This window comes from Pseudoduganella sp. GW821-FHT11H04 (assembly GCF_058807935.1).
Window position 1 is genome coordinate 353,166 of record NZ_JBXARE010000004.1, and the last position, 15,064, is coordinate 368,229.

The following is a 15,064-nucleotide window of genomic DNA, read 5'->3' on the forward strand; positions in this document are numbered from 1 at the left end:
CATTTCGCGGACTAAGGTAAAATCGCAGGTTTGGATCTTTCCGAGGTTTCGCAATGAAATGGGCTGTTGTCGCTTTCTACATCCTGTCCGTCCTGCACATCCACTTCCGTGGCAAAGTACGACTGCCAATCGGCCGCCAGCTGTTCGACCATTCGTCGTTCATGGCGCCGATCAATATCTTCATGCACTGGTTCTCGCGCGTGCCGTCCACGCCTTACCTGCCGGTTGAAACCTTCAAGGAACTCAAGCCGCTGGAAGACAACTGGGAAGTGATCCGCGCCGAAGCGGAAAACCTGCTGCGCCTGCAGAAAATCAAAGCTTCGGAAAAGAACGACGACGCCGGTTTCAATTCCTTCTTCAAGAACGGCTGGAAGCGTTTCTACCTGAAGTGGTACAACGCCAGCCATCCATCGGCTGCGGAACTGTGCCCGCAGACTTTCGCCTTGCTGCAATCGATTCCGTCGGTGAAGGCCGCCATGTTTGCCGAGCTGCCGCCGGGCGGCAAGCTCAATCCGCACCGCGACCCGTTCGCCGGTTCGCTGCGCTATCACCTGGGCCTGGCCACGCCGAACGATGACCGCTGCTTCATCGATGTCGATGGCGAGCGCCATAGCTGGCGCGACGGCCAGGGCGTGATCTTCGACGAGACCTATATCCACTGGGCCATCAACGGTTCCGAGAGTGGCCGCATCATCCTGTTCTGCGACGTTGAACGTCCGATGCGCTACCGTTGGGCGCAGGCGATCAACCGCTTCCTCGGCCGTACCATGATGACCGCCGCCGCCTCGCCTAACGAGCAGGGCGACCAGGTCGGCCTGGTGTCGAAGCTGTTCCGCGTGTCCTTCTATGCAGGCAAATACCGCCGTGCGTTCAAGGCCTGGAACAAGACCGCTTACAAAATCACCAAGTTTGGCCTTATCATCGGCCTCGCAGCAGCAATCTATTACATCTGAGGCAGCCCGCGCTGCCTCGCTTTGAGGAGGCAGCATGCGGCACCCGATCCTGAACGGTGTCCTGGCCATCGCGCTGGGCGCCGCCACCATCTTCCCCGCCACCACCACTGCCGGTCCACTGCGCGACAAGCTGCTGGAGCGCCGTGCCGCGCGCAGTCCAAGCGATACCGCTATTGCCGGCAAAGCCTTGCGCGACATCCCCTATGGAAGCGATCCGCGCCAACGCATGGACGTCTACCTGCCAGCGCAGGCTGTGGCTAATGCGCCCGTCATCTTCATGGTGCATGGCGGCGGCTGGCGCACCGGTGGAAAGGGCGAAACGGCCGTAGTGGAAAACAAGGCGCCTTATTTCACGGGCCGCGGCTACATCTTCGTCACCATCAACTACCGCATGCTGCCCGACGCCGATCCATTTGTGCAGGCGCAGGACGTGTCGCTGGCGCTGGCCGCGGCGCAGGCGAAAGCCGCCAGCTGGGGCGGTGATCCCCGACGTTTCATTTTGATGGGACATTCGGCCGGCGCCCATCTGGTGGCGCTATTGTCGGCCCAGCCCTCACTGGCGGCTGGCAGCAGCTGGCTGGGCACCGTGGCGCTGGATAGCGGCGCGCTGGACGTGCCGCAGATGATGGAACACCGCCATATGCGGCTGTATGACGACGCCTTCGGCAGCGACCCTGCGTTCTGGCGCAAGGTATCGCCGCTGCACGCCTTGCAGCCGGGCGCTCAGCCCATGCTGCTGGTGTGTTCAAACCAGAGGGAGACGTCCTGCAGCCAAGCCCACGCTTTCGCGCAGCGCGTCAAGGCAAGCGGCGCGCGGGCCGACGTGCTGGAGCAGGCCAAGAGCCATCGGGAAATCAACCTGCAATTGGGCTCGGACAGCGCCTATACGGGCGCCGTGCAAGCCTTTATCGACAGCCTGAATAAAACTTAGCGTGAGTTTGGCGCCTTCATGCGCGCTTCTGCGCGGGTCAGGATCCAGATGCGGTCGATATTGCCGTTCATGTCTTCCGTGTAGTTGACGATGATGTTCTTTTCACTCAGGGAGGCGGGCACCACGGTCAGGTTATCCTCGTTGAAAATGCGCCCGGCCGGCGACATCTGGCGCGCCTTGCCGTCGATGGTGATATCGGGCGGCGCATAACCCGGCGTAAATTTCCCGCGCTTGGCGCTTGGCGGGAAAGGGCGCGGCTCGCGGTCGGCCTCCTGGGCCAGGGCAGGGAAGGCGATGGTGGCCGCAAGGGCCATCAGGAAGTGTCGTTTGTTCATGCGCGCTAGCTTACCATGCTGGCGAACATGGCCAACACGCAAATTGCCATCACCACCGTGCATGTCCAGCCCAGCCAGCGCAGCCTGCGCGACAGCGTCACCTTGCCCATGACGCCGGGCCGTGTGGACAGCAGCATCGTCACCACCATCACCGGCACCGCAACCACGCCGTTGATGACGGCGCTCCAGAACAGGGCGTGCATGGGATCCATGGGCAGGAAGCCCATGCCCACGCCGGCCAGCGTGGCCGCAGCGATGATGGCGTAGAACTTGCGCGCCGCCTGCGGCTCCAATTCCAGGCTGCTGCGCCAGTTGAAGGCGCCCGCCATGGCGTATGCCGCCGAACCAGCCAGCACGGGAATCGCCAGCAAGCCGGTGCCGATGATGCCCAGCCCGAACAGCGCAAACGCCAGCTCGCCGGCGATCGGCCGCAGCGCCGCAGCAGCCTGCGCCGACGACTCGACTTTGAAAATCCCGTGCGCATGCAGGGTGACAGCGGTGGTCAGCATGATCGACCACGCCACGATATTCGAAAAGCCCATGCCGATCGCGGTATCGAGTTTGATACGGCGCAGTTGCGGGCGCACCTGGCGCGGGGCGCGGCGCAGCGGCTCGGCTTCGGGATTGGCCTGCAGCTCTTCTACTTCCTGTGAGGCTTGCCAGAAAAACAGGTATGGGCTGATGGTGGTGCCGAAGACCGCCACCATGGTGGTCAGGTAATCCTTGTTCCAGACGATATGCGGCACAAAGGTGCTTTTCGCCACCTCACGCCAGGGTACATCGATCACCATCACGGTGGCCGCGTAGGCCAGCAGCGCAAGCGTCATCCATTTCAGCAGGCGCGCATAGCGCTGATAGGGGATGAAGACTTGCAGCACCACCGACAGCACCCCAAAACCCAGTGCATGCCAATGAGCTCGGCCGCCTGCAACGAGGTGCAAGGCATCGCCCATGGCGGCCAGGTCGGCCGCAATATTGATGGTGTTGGCGAACAGCAGCAGGGCGACCATCGAATACAGCAGCCAGGCGGGGAAGCAGCGGCGCATATTCGACGCCAGCCCGCGCCCGCTGGTGCGGCCGATGCGGGCGCTGGTTTCCTGGATGCCCACCATCAGCGGATAAGTGAACAGGCCAAGCCACAGCATGCCGAAGCCGAATTGGGCGCCCGCTTGCGAGTAGGTGGCGATGCCGCTGGGATCATCGTCGGCCGCCCCGGAGATGAGGCCGGGCCCGAGCTTGTCCAGCCAGGATTGGCTCTGCTGTTCCATGCCCCCGATGCTAGCGGCGGCGGGCTTTCTTATCTGTTCGTTCCCCCACATGGCGCTTTTCCCAGGCGGCGAGGGCGGTGCGGTAGCGCTCCAGGTCATCGTAGTAGAGGTCGAGCACGCACCAGGTGCAGCCGCTGTGGCAGCAGTCGTCCGGGCCCGGTTCGGCGGGGGGCTGGGGCTTGGGGTCGTCTTGCGCTTGCATCATTCGTCCATTGCCAGCAAGGCCTGGTTGCGGCCGCGCTGCTTGGCGCGGTAGAGCGATTCGTCGGCCAGTCGCACCAGTTGCTCGGGGCGGTTGTTTTCCGTCGGTACCAGGACGGCGACGCCGATGCTGATCGTGACATGGCCCAGCGGCGAGGCGTCGTGCGGCAGGTTCAGGCGTGCCAGTTCGTCGCAAATGGTTTGCGCCACGCCGATCGCGTCGGCGCCGGGCGTGGCCACCGACAGCAGCGCAAATTCTTCGCCGCCGTAGCGCGCCACCAGGTCGGAACTGCGGCGCCCATGCTCGGTGATCAGGTGGGCCACCGTACGCAAGGTGGCGTCGCCGGCCAGGTGGCCGTAGCGGTCATTGTATTTCTTGAAGTAGTCCACATCCAGCATGGACAGCGCGAGCGGCTGGCCGGTGCGCAGGGCGCGCCGCCATTCCGCTTCCAGCGCAAGGTCGAAGCCGCGCCGGTTGCTGACGCCCGTCAGGCCGTCGGTCTGGCTCAGCGCTTCGAGCTTGCGGTTGCTGTCTTCCAGTTCGACGGTGCGCGCATGCACCAGTTGCTCGAGCTCGGCCTGCTGGCGGGTCAGGCGACGGATGCGCCAGTAATACAGGCCCCACAAGCCGCCCACCAGGAGCGCAATGGCGCCGGCCCGGAACCATATGGTTTGCCAGAACGGCGGCGTGATGGTGACGTTGAGCGTGGCCGACTCTTCGCTCCAGCTGCCGTGATGGTTGGCGGCGCGCACGCGGAACACATAGCGGCCCGGATCGAGGTTGGTGTACGTTGCCACGCGCCGCTCGGCGTCGGTTTCCTGCCAGTCCGGGTCGAAGCCTTCCAGCTGGTAGGCGTAACGGTTCTGCGAGGGCTCCGTGTAGTGCAGGGCGGCGAATTCGAGGGTGAAGGCGGTCGCTTGCGAGGACAGAACGAGGCCGGTCGGCGCCGTCAGCGGGCCTTCCAGGCGTGCCTGGTCGCGGAAGCGGCCTTCGCTCAGGGAATGGTTGAACAGCTTGATGTCGGTGATCGCCACCTGCGGCGGCACCGAAGCGCTGCGCACCTGTTCGGGGTCGATGCCGGTCATGCCGTGCACGCCGCCGAAGTAGAGCTTGCCGTTTGCACCGGGGGCGGAGGCGCCGACAGTGAAGCCGTCGGTCATGCCGTCGGCCACGGTGAACAGCTGGGCCGAGCCGTTGCTGGGGTTCAGGCGGAACAGGCCGGCCAGGGTGCTCACCCACAATTTGCCTTTGGCGTCCGATTGCAGCGACAGCACTTTGTGATGCTGTACAGCGGCCGCGTGGGAACGCAGGCGCATGCTGCCACCGGGCGTTTCTTCCAGCTGCAGCAGGCCGCGCGAAGTGCCGATCCATAACTTGCCGGCGGCGTCCTCGTGCAAGGCGGTCACATTGTCGTCGATCATGCCTTCCGGCCCGCCGTTGAGGAGGTGGCGGAACTTGCCGCTGACCGGGTCCAGCAAGTCGAGCCCGCCGCCATTGAATTCGGAGCCCATCCATACGCGGCCCTTGCTGTCTTCCAGCACCGCGCTGGTGCCGCCTACGCTGCGGCTGTGCGCGTTGTACGGGTCGTGGTAGAACAGGGTGGAGCGGTCGCGCAGCGTGTCGTAGCGCACCAGGCTGTTGCCTGTGCCCAGCCAGAGCACGCCATCCTTGCCGGGCGCGATGGCGTTGATGAAGTCGCTGGCAGTGTTGCCGAAGCGGGTCAGCTTGAATTTGCCGTCGAGTTTGTCCAGGCGGTTCAGGCCGTTGGCCGTGCCGACCCACAGCACGCCGTCCGGCTGCTGGTACATGCTGTAGACGATGTTGTTGCTGAGCGAGCCGGGCTTGTCGTCGGCCTGGTAGCGCCGCAGCACTTCGCCTTTCGCCGGATCGAATAGGCCCATGCCGAGGCTGCCGCCCATCCAGACCGTGCCGTTGGGGCCATTTTCCAGGCTCAGCAGAGCGTTGTTGGCGCGGCCGTGGCGGCCGTCGAGCCGATACGGCAGGTAGCGTGTGAAGCCGCTGCTGCTCAGGTTGACGAGGGAGATGCCGTCGGTGAAGGAGGCGATCCAGAGCATGCCGCCGCGGTCTTGCATCATGGCGCGTAAGTTGTCGCCGGGCAGGGAGTACGGGTCGTCGCTATTGTGGCTGTACTGGTCGAAGCGCTGCGCCGCCTCGTCCCAGCGCAGCAGGCCGGCCGACAAAGTGGTGGCCCACAGTGTGCCGTCGCGGTCGACGTAGAAGCTGGTGATGCGGCTGTCGGGCGTGGCCACGGTTTCGCGGCTGTCCCAAGGTTTGCTGCTGTCCCAGCGCAGCACGCCGCCTTCGGTGCCGATCCAGAGCATGCCGTGGCGGTCGAAGCGCAGGGCGCGTACGATATTGCTGCGCGCATTAGGGTCGTTGCCCTTGTCCACGCGGCGGTGTTCGAAGTCGCTGGCGCCAGCGGGCAGCACGTCCAGGCCGCCGGGCCAGGTGGCGGCCCACACCGCACCCTTGGCGTCGACCGCCAGCGCATTCAGGTCATTGCCGCCCAGGCTGCCCGGGCGGGCAGGGTCGTGCACAAAGAGGGTAAATTTGCCGCTGGCTGGGTCGAAGTGCTGCAGGCCGCCCCAGGTGGCAAGCCACATGCCGTCTTTTCCGTCCGGCAGGATGGCTTTGATAATGCGCCCGTTGTTCGGCGCATTGTCGGGCAGGAAAGTGGTGAAGTCGTTGCTGTCGGCGTTAAAGCGCGCCAGACCGCTTTGGGTGCCGGCCCATAACTGGCCCTTGCTGTCTTCATATAAGGCCGCCACGCGGTCGTGCGGCAGCTTGCCGCCATCGCCAGGCTTGCTGCGGTAACGCGTGGCGCGGTAGCCGTCGTAGCGGTAGAGGCCGTTCGATTGGGTGCCGATCCACATGAAGCCGCGCTTATCTTGTAGCAGCGATAACATTGACGGTTCATCATTCCCTAACGGCCCAAGCTTGCGGAAACGCAGAGAGGGAGCGGCAACAGCCAGGTCGGCCAGCAGACCGCCTGCCAGCAAAAGCAGCAGCAGTAAAAAGCGGCTCAGGTGCCAGCCGCGGGCGTTGATAGCATTCATTTAGTTACATTATAGCTTCCGTCTCAGCAATAATTTACCGTTGAAAAGCCCCATTCCATGCGCTTTACCACAGTTCTCGGGTATCATGCGGGGTTGGCCGCTGTTAACCTTAAGAATTGTATGTCTGACATTGAGAACACCCCTGAGCAAGTAAAGTTCGCCGATTTCGGCCTGGCGCCGGAAATCCAGCGCGCGCTGACCGACCAGGGTTATGTGCACCCCACGCCTATCCAGGCGAAAGCGATCCCGATCCTGCTGCAGGGCCGCGACGTGATGGGTGCCGCCCAGACCGGTACCGGCAAGACGGCCAGTTTTTCCCTGCCGATTATCCAGCTGCTGCTGGCCCACGCTAACACGTCGATGAGCCCTGCGCGCCATCCGGTGCGCGCCCTGGTGTTGGCCCCGACCCGCGAACTGGCGGTGCAGGTGGCGGAAAACGTGGCTGCCTATTGCAAACACACCCCCGTGCGCTCGACTGTAGTCTTCGGCGGCATGGACATGAAGCCGCAGACGGAAAAGCTGCGCAGCGGCGTGGAAATCGTGATCGCTACCCCGGGCCGCCTGCTGGACCATGTGGAGCAAAAGAATATTTCGCTGGGCCAGGTGCAGATGCTGGTCATGGACGAAGCGGACCGCATGCTGGACATGGGCTTCCTGCCCGACCTGCAGCGCATCATCAACCTGTTGCCGAAGAAGCGCCAGAACCTGATGTTCTCGGCGACCTTCTCGCCGGAGATCAAGAAACTGGCCTCCAGCTTCCTGACCGACCCGATCACCATCGAAGTGGCGCGTTCCAATGCCACAGCTGAAAAAGTGACCCAGGTCGTGTACAAGGTCGGCGAAGATCACAAGCGTGATGCGGTCGCTCACATCCTGCGCCAGCGCGAGCTCAAGCAAGTGATCGTATTCTCCAACACCAAGATCGGGGCCTCGCGCCTAGCGCGCGGCTTGGCGGCTGAAGGCATGAAGGCGGCCGCCATCCACGGCGACAAGACGCAGCAGGAGCGCATGCAGGCGCTGGACGCCTTCAAGAAGGGCGAGATCGACGTGCTGGTGGCCACCGACGTGGCGGCGCGCGGCCTGGATATTTCCGACCTGCCATGCGTGATCAACTTCGACCTGCCATACAACGCGGAGGATTATGTGCACCGTATCGGCCGTACTGGCCGCGCCGGTGCTTCAGGCGACGCGATCTCGATCTACTCGGACAAGGATGAACGCCTGCTGACCGACATCGAAAAGCTGATCAAGCAAACCGTCCCGCGCGGTACGCTGGAAGGTTTTGTGCCGGGTGGCTTCCGCAGTGATGAGCGTCACGGCGACCGTCGCCGCGACCGCACCCAGGCTGACCGTGCTCCGCGCAGCGGCGAGCGCCGCGAAGGCCGTGGCGATGGACCGGCACTGTCGCCGCGTCGCGAAAAAGTCGACCCATGGTTCCTGAAGCCGTACGAGCCGACGCGCGGCAATGGCGCACAGGCAGCTGCCGCACCGGCGGCTCCGGCCAAGCCGAAGCAAAAAGTCGCTGCCCTGCTGGGCGGCCTGCCGAAAGGCTAAGACAAAAAAACCCGCTGAGCAGCGGGTTTTTTTTGGGGGGTGCTTAGTGCTTGTCGAAGCAAGCCGGACACGAAACTCCCGGCACGTATTCCGGCGCCAGCTGCTGGCGCGGGGTAACCACGGCGCGGCAGGCGAAGCACTGCTTGGTTTCGGTCGGTTCCAGCTGCGGGTTCAGCGCGGTGCGGTAGTCGAACACGAAGCAATCGCCGGTGTAGTGCGCGCCGCCCACTTCCTCGAAGTACTTCAGGATGCCGCCTTCCAGCTGGTACACATTGTCGTAGCCGATGTTCTGCATGTGGATCGCGGCTTTCTCGCAGCGGATGCCGCCGGTGCAGAAGGTGACCACGGTCTTGCCTTCGAAATCAGCCTTGTGCTTCTCAATGATTTCCGGGAATTCGGTGAACTTGGTCAGGCGGTAGTCGACGGTGTTGTTGAAGGTGCCCACGTCGACTTCGTAGTCGTTGCGGGTTTCCACCATGACTACCGGCTTGCCGTTGTCGTCGTGGCCCTGGTCCAGCCAGCGCTTCAGGTCTTTGGCTTGTACATGCGGTGCGCGGCCGTCTTCAGGACGGATCAGCGGGTGGCGCATGGTGATGATTTCTTTCTTGATGCGCACCAGCATGCGGCGGTGCGACTGGTCGGCCGACAGGCTTTCCTTCACTTCCAGGTCCGCCAGGCGCGCGTCGCTGCGTACCCAGGCCAGGTACTCATCGATATTGGCGCGGGTGCCGGACAGGAACATATTGATGCCTTCCGGGGTCAGCAGGACGGTGCCTTTCAGGCCCAGGCGGGCGCAGATGTCCTGGTACTGCGGGCGCAGTTCTTCCAGCTGCTCGAGCGTGATGAACTTGTAGGCAGCGATGTTGACGTAAACGGCTGGTGCCGCGCCGGGCGCTGCAGGCGCGTTTTCAATGGTTGCTTGCATGGGATTGGTAATAGATTGAATCCGGAACAGCCAACATTATAGCCGCTCTCGGCTGCATGCTCAAATATTAGGCAATGCTGCCGGAACTTTCTGCTTCTTCGCCTGTCTATTCGCACTCATAACGACGTGGAGGCCATCATGGGAATTTTGAATTCAGATATAGATGATTTACGAGCTCAGCTGAGGGATCTTTCGTATCAGCTGAGAATGCTCTCGATCAATATGGAATATTTGTTTGCAACTCAGCGTCATCTTATTGAGTATTTAGCAAGCATGAACAAGTCAGAAATCGGCTATCGCAGCAAGGACATCCTGGACAAGATCGAACACTTGCGCAGTAAGTAGTTGGCAAATGCCAGTTAACCTGAATCGAGGCTATCATGGAACTTCCAAATGCAGCCCCTGATCCTGATGACTGCCAGGATCACGAAGCAAGGATAATTAAATTGGAAAAGCAGGTTCAAGACCACGCAATTGGTCTTCAATCACTGAGCCAGCAAATGACTTCGGAAATTGCTGCGCTAAAGGTCTGGTTCAGCGAAAAGCTGGATCAGAGGCTTGAAGGCTGGCGGATAGAAAACGATCGGAAGCTTGGGGGCTGGCGGATAGAAAACGATCACAAGCTTGAGGACTGGCGTAAAGAAAACGACCGGAAGCTCGAGGACTGGCGGCAAGAATTTGATCGGAAGCTTGATGGTCTGCGGGGGGATATGGACCGGAAGTTTATGTGGATGATCGGTCTGGTCGTCGCTTTGCAGGTTGGACTGTACTTCCGGTAATACATTGCCTCAGGCACAATTGCGTGCATGACAAAGCTTCAATTACTTCCCGATGCAGGGGCGGCGACCTTGCTTCGGGCCTTGTTCAAGGGCCCGTCCGCAAATGCGACGGCAGTGGATCCCACCACCTTCCGTCTCGAGCGCCTGGCTGGCGGGCAGCTTAAGCGCTATAACGCCTTGCTTGGTTTTGCTCCTGATGCGTTGCCGGTCTCTTTTTATTACCTGCCGACCCAGCGCGCGCATCTGGCGACGATGCTGGGAGCGGCATTCCCGTTCCGCTTGGCGGGCATGATCCATGTCGAGAACGACATTCGCGAATTGCATGCGCCCGATCGTGAGCAGCCGATGGAGCTGGTGACGAACGTTGTCATTGAACCGCCGGCGGAGAACGGCGCGCGTTATTGTGAGCTGCGCACGGTGGGCAAGCAGCAAGGGCAGGATGTGTTCGAGTGCCGCAGCCGCTACCTGGCGGTGCGGGGCAAGCGGCGAAACGCCGGCGGCGTGGGTGGTGCCGAGCCGGCTGGGCAACTGGCAGGTGAGTGGTCACTCGCGGCGGATGCGGGGCGGCAGTACGCATCGGTATCCGGCGACTGGAACCCGATCCACCTTTGGCCCTGGTCGGCCCGCCTGCTCGGTATGAAGACGCCGATCATCCACGGCATGCACACGGTGGCCAAGGCGGCGGCCCTGCTGGGACAGCGTGAAGGACGGCGCCTGACGGCGATTTCCGCCCGCTTCAAGGCGCCGATCCCGCTCGGCTCGCAAGCGGAGTTGCGGCTGGCGGAACCCGCCGGCAGCTACCAGGTCTGGACCGGCGGCACGCTGGCGGTGGAAGGCAGCTTCGGTTAGCGCTTACTTCTGCGCCAGCACCCAGCGCACCAGCTGGTGGGCTTCGGCGTCGGTCACCTGGTTCGGCGGCATGGGCACAGCGCCCCAGACGCCGGAACCGCCCTGAAGGATCTTCAGGATCAGCTTATCTTCGGCGCCCTTGTCGCTCTTATATTTCGCGGCAACATCCTTGAACGACGGTCCGACCAGCTTTTTCGCCATCGCATGGCAGGCAAAGCAGCTCTTCGACTTGGCCAACTGCTCGGTGTCGTCCGCATGGGCGACCAGCGAGGCGGACATCAGCAGGGCGGCAATTGCAATTTTCATATCAACTCCAAATTGGATTGGTAAGGGTGATTCTAGCGTTGCCGGACGGTAGCGACCGTCTCATTTGTAAGTAATTATGGCGCGCGATAGACTGAAGCCAGCAACGAGTCGAAAGGAGGTGCCAAATGCACAAGAAAATCGACGAAAGTTTCACACTCTCCCTCAATGGTAAAGAAGTTGCCAATCTCGTACCGACACGCCAGAGAAAACGCCGGCGCGCAATGAAAGAGGCGATGGAGGCCATCCAGAAAGCGGATAGCAGTGGAGTCAGCTCAACAGGTAAAATAGGCGGATATTCGACTAAAAAACCGCCCGCCACATGAGCATTGAAACAATCGACCAGCCAGTAGACGCCTCGCAAGCCGCCGCGCCCGTGGGACCAGGATTCGTCCACCTGCGCGTGCACACGGAATATTCGATTGCCGACGGTTTGGTGCGCATCGATGACCTGATCAAGCAGGCGGTCAAGGACAAGCAGGGCGCGCTGGCGATCACCGACCTGGCAAATATGTTTGCCATGGTGCGTTTTTACAAATCGGCGCGCGGCAAGGGCATCAAGCCGGTGGTCGGCGTCGATGCCTGGATCACCAATGACGAAAACCGCGAAAAACCGCATCGCCTGATGCTATTTGCGAAAAATCGCATGGGCTACCTGCAGCTGTGCGAACTGCTGTCGGAAGCGTGGCTGACCAACCAATACAAGGGCCGTGCTGAAATCCGCACCGAGTGGCTGCGCGAGCTGGCCAACAAGGACTACGCGCTGCTGCCAGGCGAGAGCGGCGCCAATGCGCTGATCGCGCTGTCCGGCGCCCACTTCGGCGACATCGGCCAGGCCATCGAAAACGGCAACCTGGAACAGGCGGAAGCGAACGCGCAAAAGTGGGCCGGGATTTTCCCGAACGGCCATTTCTATGTCGAGATCCAGCGTGCCGGCCAGGCCAACCAGGAAGTCCAGGTGCGCCAGTCGGTGGCGATTGCCGCCAAGCTTGGCCTGCCGGTGGTGGCGACCCACCCGGTGCAGTTCCTGTCGCAGGACGAATACATCGCCCACGAAGCGCGCGTCTGTATCGCGGAAGGCGAGATGCTGGCTAACGCCAAGCGCGTCAAGCGCTTCAACGAGCAAATGCGCTTCCTCACCCAGGCGGAAATGGCGGAGCTGTTCCATGACCTGCCGGCCGCGCTGCAAAATTCGGTGGAGATCGCCAAGCGCTGCAACGTGGTGCTTACCCTGGGTAAGCCGCAGCTGCCGAACTTCCCGACGCCGGGCATGTCGATCGACGATTTCCTGGTGGCCGAAACGCAGAAGGGCCTGGAGGAGCGCCTGCTCCAGCTGTTCCCCGATCCTGAGAGACGCGAGAAGGAACGCCCGCGCTACGAAGCGCGCCTGAAATTCGAGAACGACACCATCATCAAGATGAAGTTCCCGGGCTACTTCCTGATCGTTGCGGAGTTTATCCAGTGGGGCAAGAACAACGGCGTGCCGATTGGACCGGGTCGAGGCTCCGGTGCGGGTTCGCTGGTGGCGTATGCGCTGAAGATTACCGACCTGGACCCGCTGAAATACAACCTGCTGTTCGAGCGTTTCCTGAATCCTGAACGTGTATCGATGCCCGACTTCGATATTGACTTCTGCCAGGAAAAGCGCGAACTGGTCATCCAGCACGTGAAGGACCTGTACGGGCGCGAAGCGGTGTCGCAGATCGCCACCTTCGGTACCATGGCGGCGAAAGGCGCGATCCGCGACGTGGGCCGCGTGATGGACTTTGGCTACATGTTCTGCGACGGCGTGTCGAAACTGATCCCGTTCAAGCCGGGCAAGCCGGTTTCGATTGCCGAGGCGATCGAAGAAGAACCGCTGCTGAAAGAGCGCCAGGAAAATGAAGAAGAAGTGCGCCAGCTGCTCGACCTCGCGCAGCAGGTGGAAGGCATCACCCGTAACATCGGCATGCACGCCGGTGGTGTGCTGATCGCGCCGGGCAAGCTGACTGACTTCTGCCCGCTGTACACCCAGGGCGGCGACGCCGGCGTGGTGTCGCAGTACGATAAGGACGACGTGGAAGCCGTCGGCTTGGTGAAGTTCGACTTTTTGGGCCTGACCACGCTGACGATCCTGGACCGCGCGGTCAACTACATCAAGGACCTCGATCCGGAAGGCGCGGCAGATTTCGACCTGGCCAAGCTGCCGCTGAACGACCGCCCGACCTATGAACTGCTGACCAAGGCGAAAACCGTCGCCGTGTTCCAGCTTGAATCGCGCGGCATGCAGGGCATGCTGAAAGATGCGCGTCCCGACCGCTTCGAAGACATTATTGCGCTGGTGGCGCTGTACCGTCCGGGCCCGATGGACCTGATCCCGGACTTCTGTAAGCGTAAGCATGGCGAGAAATTCGACTACCCCGATCCTCGCACCGAGGGCATCCTGTCCGAAACCTACGGCATCATGGTTTACCAGGAACAGGTTATGCAGATGGCGCAGATCATCGGCGGTTACTCGCTGGGCGGCGCGGACATGCTGCGCCGTGCGATGGGTAAGAAAAAAGCCGAGGAGATGGCGGAGCACCGCGAAATCTTCCGCAAGGGCGCGCAGGAAGGCGGCCTGACCGTCGAGAAGGCCGACGAGATCTTCGACTTGATGGAAAAGTTCGCGGGCTACGGCTTCAACAAGTCGCACGCGGCCGCGTATGCGCTGCTGTCCTACCACACGGCATACCTCAAGCATCACCACACCGCAGCGTTCATGGCAGCCAATATGTCGCTGGCCATGGACGATACCGAGAAGGTCAAGATCCTCGTTGAGGACTCGATCGACGTGTGCGGCCTGACCATCCTGCCGCCGGACGTGAACCAGTCGTCCTACCGCTTCCGTCCTGACGGCGAGGCGGGCAAGAAAGCTACCAAGATCCGTTACGGCATGGGCGGCGTGAAGGGCGCAGGCCAGAACGCGATCGAGGCGATCATCGCCGCACGCGAAAGCGGCGGCCCGTTCACCAGCCTGTTCGACTTCTGCAAGCGCGTGGACAAGAAGCAGATCAACCGCCGCACAGTGGAAGCATTGATCCGCGCCGGCGCCTTCGATTGCTTCGGCGTCGACCGCGCGGTGCTGTTTGCCTCGGTCAGCTTCGCCATGGAATACGCGGACCAGGAGGCCAAGTCGGCCAACCAGGTCAGCCTGTTCGGCGGCGACGATTCCGACCTGGTGGCGCCACCGGATTACGTTCAGGCCACGGCCTGGACCGACCGCGAAAAACTGGCGGAAGAAAAGATCGCGCTGGGCTACTACCTGTCCGGCCACATGTTCGACTCCTACGCGCAAGAAGCGCGCCGCTTCGCTCGCACCAAGCTGTCGGAGCTGGAGCCGTCGCGCGAACCGCGCATGATGTGCGGCGTCATTTCCGGCATCCGCACCCAGATGACCCAGCGCGGCAAGCTGCTGATCGTCACGCTGGACGACAAGACCGCCGTGGTCGAAGTCACCGTCTACAACGAAGTCTTCGAGCCGAACAAGCATATGTTCAAGGAAGACGAATTCCTGTGCGTGACGGGCAAGGTGTCGGAAGACCGCTTCTCCGGCGGCCTGCGCATCTCGGCGGAAAAGGTCTACAACATTACGGCCGCGCGCATCCAGTTCGGCCGCCAGATCGGCCTGTCGCTGCCGAAAGCCGTGCCGTCCGCTAAACTGGCGGAGGTGCTCGGCCCACATCGCGACGAATACGGCCTGCCGGTTTCCATGCGCGTGAAACCGCAAGGCATCGATTGTGTGTTGCAACTTGGAGACGATTGGCGCGTCGCGCCGTCGGATGCGCTGAAAATAGCACTGGAACAAGGCCTGGGTGCGCAGGAAGTAGCAATCGAGTATTGATGTGTTATTGCATGGGTGATAACATT

At 62.0% G+C, this 15,064-nt stretch carries 14 protein-coding genes; 8 read left to right on the top strand and 6 right to left on the bottom strand.

Annotated elements, in window-relative coordinates; all coding sequences use genetic code 11:
• Positions 1 to 53 precede the first annotated feature (53 nt).
• Entirely contained in the window at positions 54 to 953 is a 900-nt protein-coding gene (lpxO, locus tag AC1RTP_RS11845) for a lipid A hydroxylase LpxO (RefSeq protein ID WP_498607713.1), read from the top strand.
• A gap of 34 nt (positions 954 to 987) precedes the next feature.
• A complete protein-coding gene (locus AC1RTP_RS11850) occupies positions 988 to 1,884 on the top strand; it encodes an alpha/beta hydrolase (RefSeq protein ID WP_498607714.1) in 897 nt (298 codons plus the stop codon).
• Here AC1RTP_RS11850 and AC1RTP_RS11855 read toward each other — a convergent pair.
• Genes AC1RTP_RS11855 through AC1RTP_RS11870 form a run of 4 tightly spaced genes read right to left on the bottom strand, consistent with a single transcriptional unit; the run spans position 1,881 to position 6,766 of the window.
• A complete protein-coding gene (locus AC1RTP_RS11855) occupies positions 1,881 to 2,219 on the bottom strand; it encodes a hypothetical protein (protein WP_498607716.1) in 339 nt (112 codons plus the stop codon). The genes AC1RTP_RS11850 and AC1RTP_RS11855 overlap by 4 nt on opposite strands.
• 5 nt (positions 2,220 to 2,224) lie before the next feature.
• Positions 2,225 to 3,487: an NRAMP family divalent metal transporter gene (locus AC1RTP_RS11860; RefSeq protein ID WP_498607718.1), complete on the bottom strand. Its 1,263-nt coding sequence runs from the start codon at positions 3,485 to 3,487 to the stop codon at positions 2,225 to 2,227.
• Positions 3,488 to 3,497: 10 nt separating this feature from the next.
• A complete protein-coding gene (locus AC1RTP_RS11865) occupies positions 3,498 to 3,692 on the bottom strand; it encodes an oxidoreductase-like domain-containing protein (protein WP_498607720.1) in 195 nt (64 codons plus the stop codon).
• Positions 3,689 to 6,766, bottom strand: coding sequence for a two-component regulator propeller domain-containing protein (locus tag AC1RTP_RS11870; RefSeq protein ID WP_498607722.1), 3,078 nt, complete (start codon positions 6,764 to 6,766; stop codon positions 3,689 to 3,691). The genes AC1RTP_RS11865 and AC1RTP_RS11870 overlap by 4 nt, the downstream gene beginning before the upstream one ends.
• A gap of 120 nt (positions 6,767 to 6,886) precedes the next feature.
• Between AC1RTP_RS11870 and AC1RTP_RS11875 the strand changes: the two genes are divergently transcribed.
• Positions 6,887 to 8,320 (top strand): DEAD/DEAH box helicase, encoded by a 1,434-nt coding sequence (locus tag AC1RTP_RS11875; RefSeq protein WP_498607724.1) that lies wholly within the window; start codon positions 6,887 to 6,889, stop codon positions 8,318 to 8,320.
• A 43-nt stretch (positions 8,321 to 8,363) separates the two neighbouring features.
• Here AC1RTP_RS11875 and AC1RTP_RS11880 read toward each other — a convergent pair whose 3' ends face one another.
• Positions 8,364 to 9,245, bottom strand: coding sequence for a sulfurtransferase (locus tag AC1RTP_RS11880; protein ID WP_498607726.1), 882 nt, complete (start codon positions 9,243 to 9,245; stop codon positions 8,364 to 8,366).
• A 138-nt stretch (positions 9,246 to 9,383) separates the two neighbouring features.
• Between AC1RTP_RS11880 and AC1RTP_RS11885 the strand changes: the two genes are divergently transcribed.
• The 3 genes from AC1RTP_RS11885 (at position 9,384) to AC1RTP_RS11895 (ending at position 10,873) form a co-directional block, all read left to right on the top strand.
• Positions 9,384 to 9,590, top strand: coding sequence for a hypothetical protein (locus AC1RTP_RS11885; RefSeq protein ID WP_498607728.1), 207 nt, complete (start codon positions 9,384 to 9,386; stop codon positions 9,588 to 9,590).
• 35 nt (positions 9,591 to 9,625) lie between these two features.
• On the top strand, positions 9,626 to 10,024 hold the full coding sequence (locus AC1RTP_RS11890; protein ID WP_498607730.1) for a hypothetical protein: 399 nt from the start codon (positions 9,626 to 9,628) through the stop codon (positions 10,022 to 10,024).
• Between the two features lie 114 nt (positions 10,025 to 10,138).
• On the top strand, positions 10,139 to 10,873 hold the full coding sequence (locus AC1RTP_RS11895) for a MaoC/PaaZ C-terminal domain-containing protein (RefSeq protein ID WP_498607731.1): 735 nt from the start codon (positions 10,139 to 10,141) through the stop codon (positions 10,871 to 10,873).
• A gap of 3 nt (positions 10,874 to 10,876) precedes the next feature.
• On the opposite strand, the gene AC1RTP_RS11900 is transcribed toward AC1RTP_RS11895, so the two are convergent.
• Complete coding sequence (locus AC1RTP_RS11900) at positions 10,877 to 11,179, bottom strand: c-type cytochrome (protein WP_498607732.1); 303 nt, start codon at positions 11,177 to 11,179, stop codon at positions 10,877 to 10,879.
• A gap of 125 nt (positions 11,180 to 11,304) precedes the next feature.
• On the opposite strand from AC1RTP_RS11900, the gene AC1RTP_RS11905 reads away from it, so the two are divergent.
• Complete coding sequence (locus AC1RTP_RS11905) at positions 11,305 to 11,502, top strand: hypothetical protein (RefSeq protein WP_498607733.1); 198 nt, start codon at positions 11,305 to 11,307, stop codon at positions 11,500 to 11,502.
• Positions 11,499 to 15,038 carry a DNA polymerase III subunit alpha gene (gene dnaE / locus AC1RTP_RS11910; RefSeq protein ID WP_498607735.1) on the top strand — a complete coding sequence of 1,180 codons (3,540 nt, stop codon included), beginning with the start codon at positions 11,499 to 11,501 and terminating at the stop codon, positions 15,036 to 15,038. The genes AC1RTP_RS11905 and dnaE overlap by 4 nt, the downstream gene beginning before the upstream one ends.
• Positions 15,039 to 15,064: the final 26 nt, after the last annotated feature.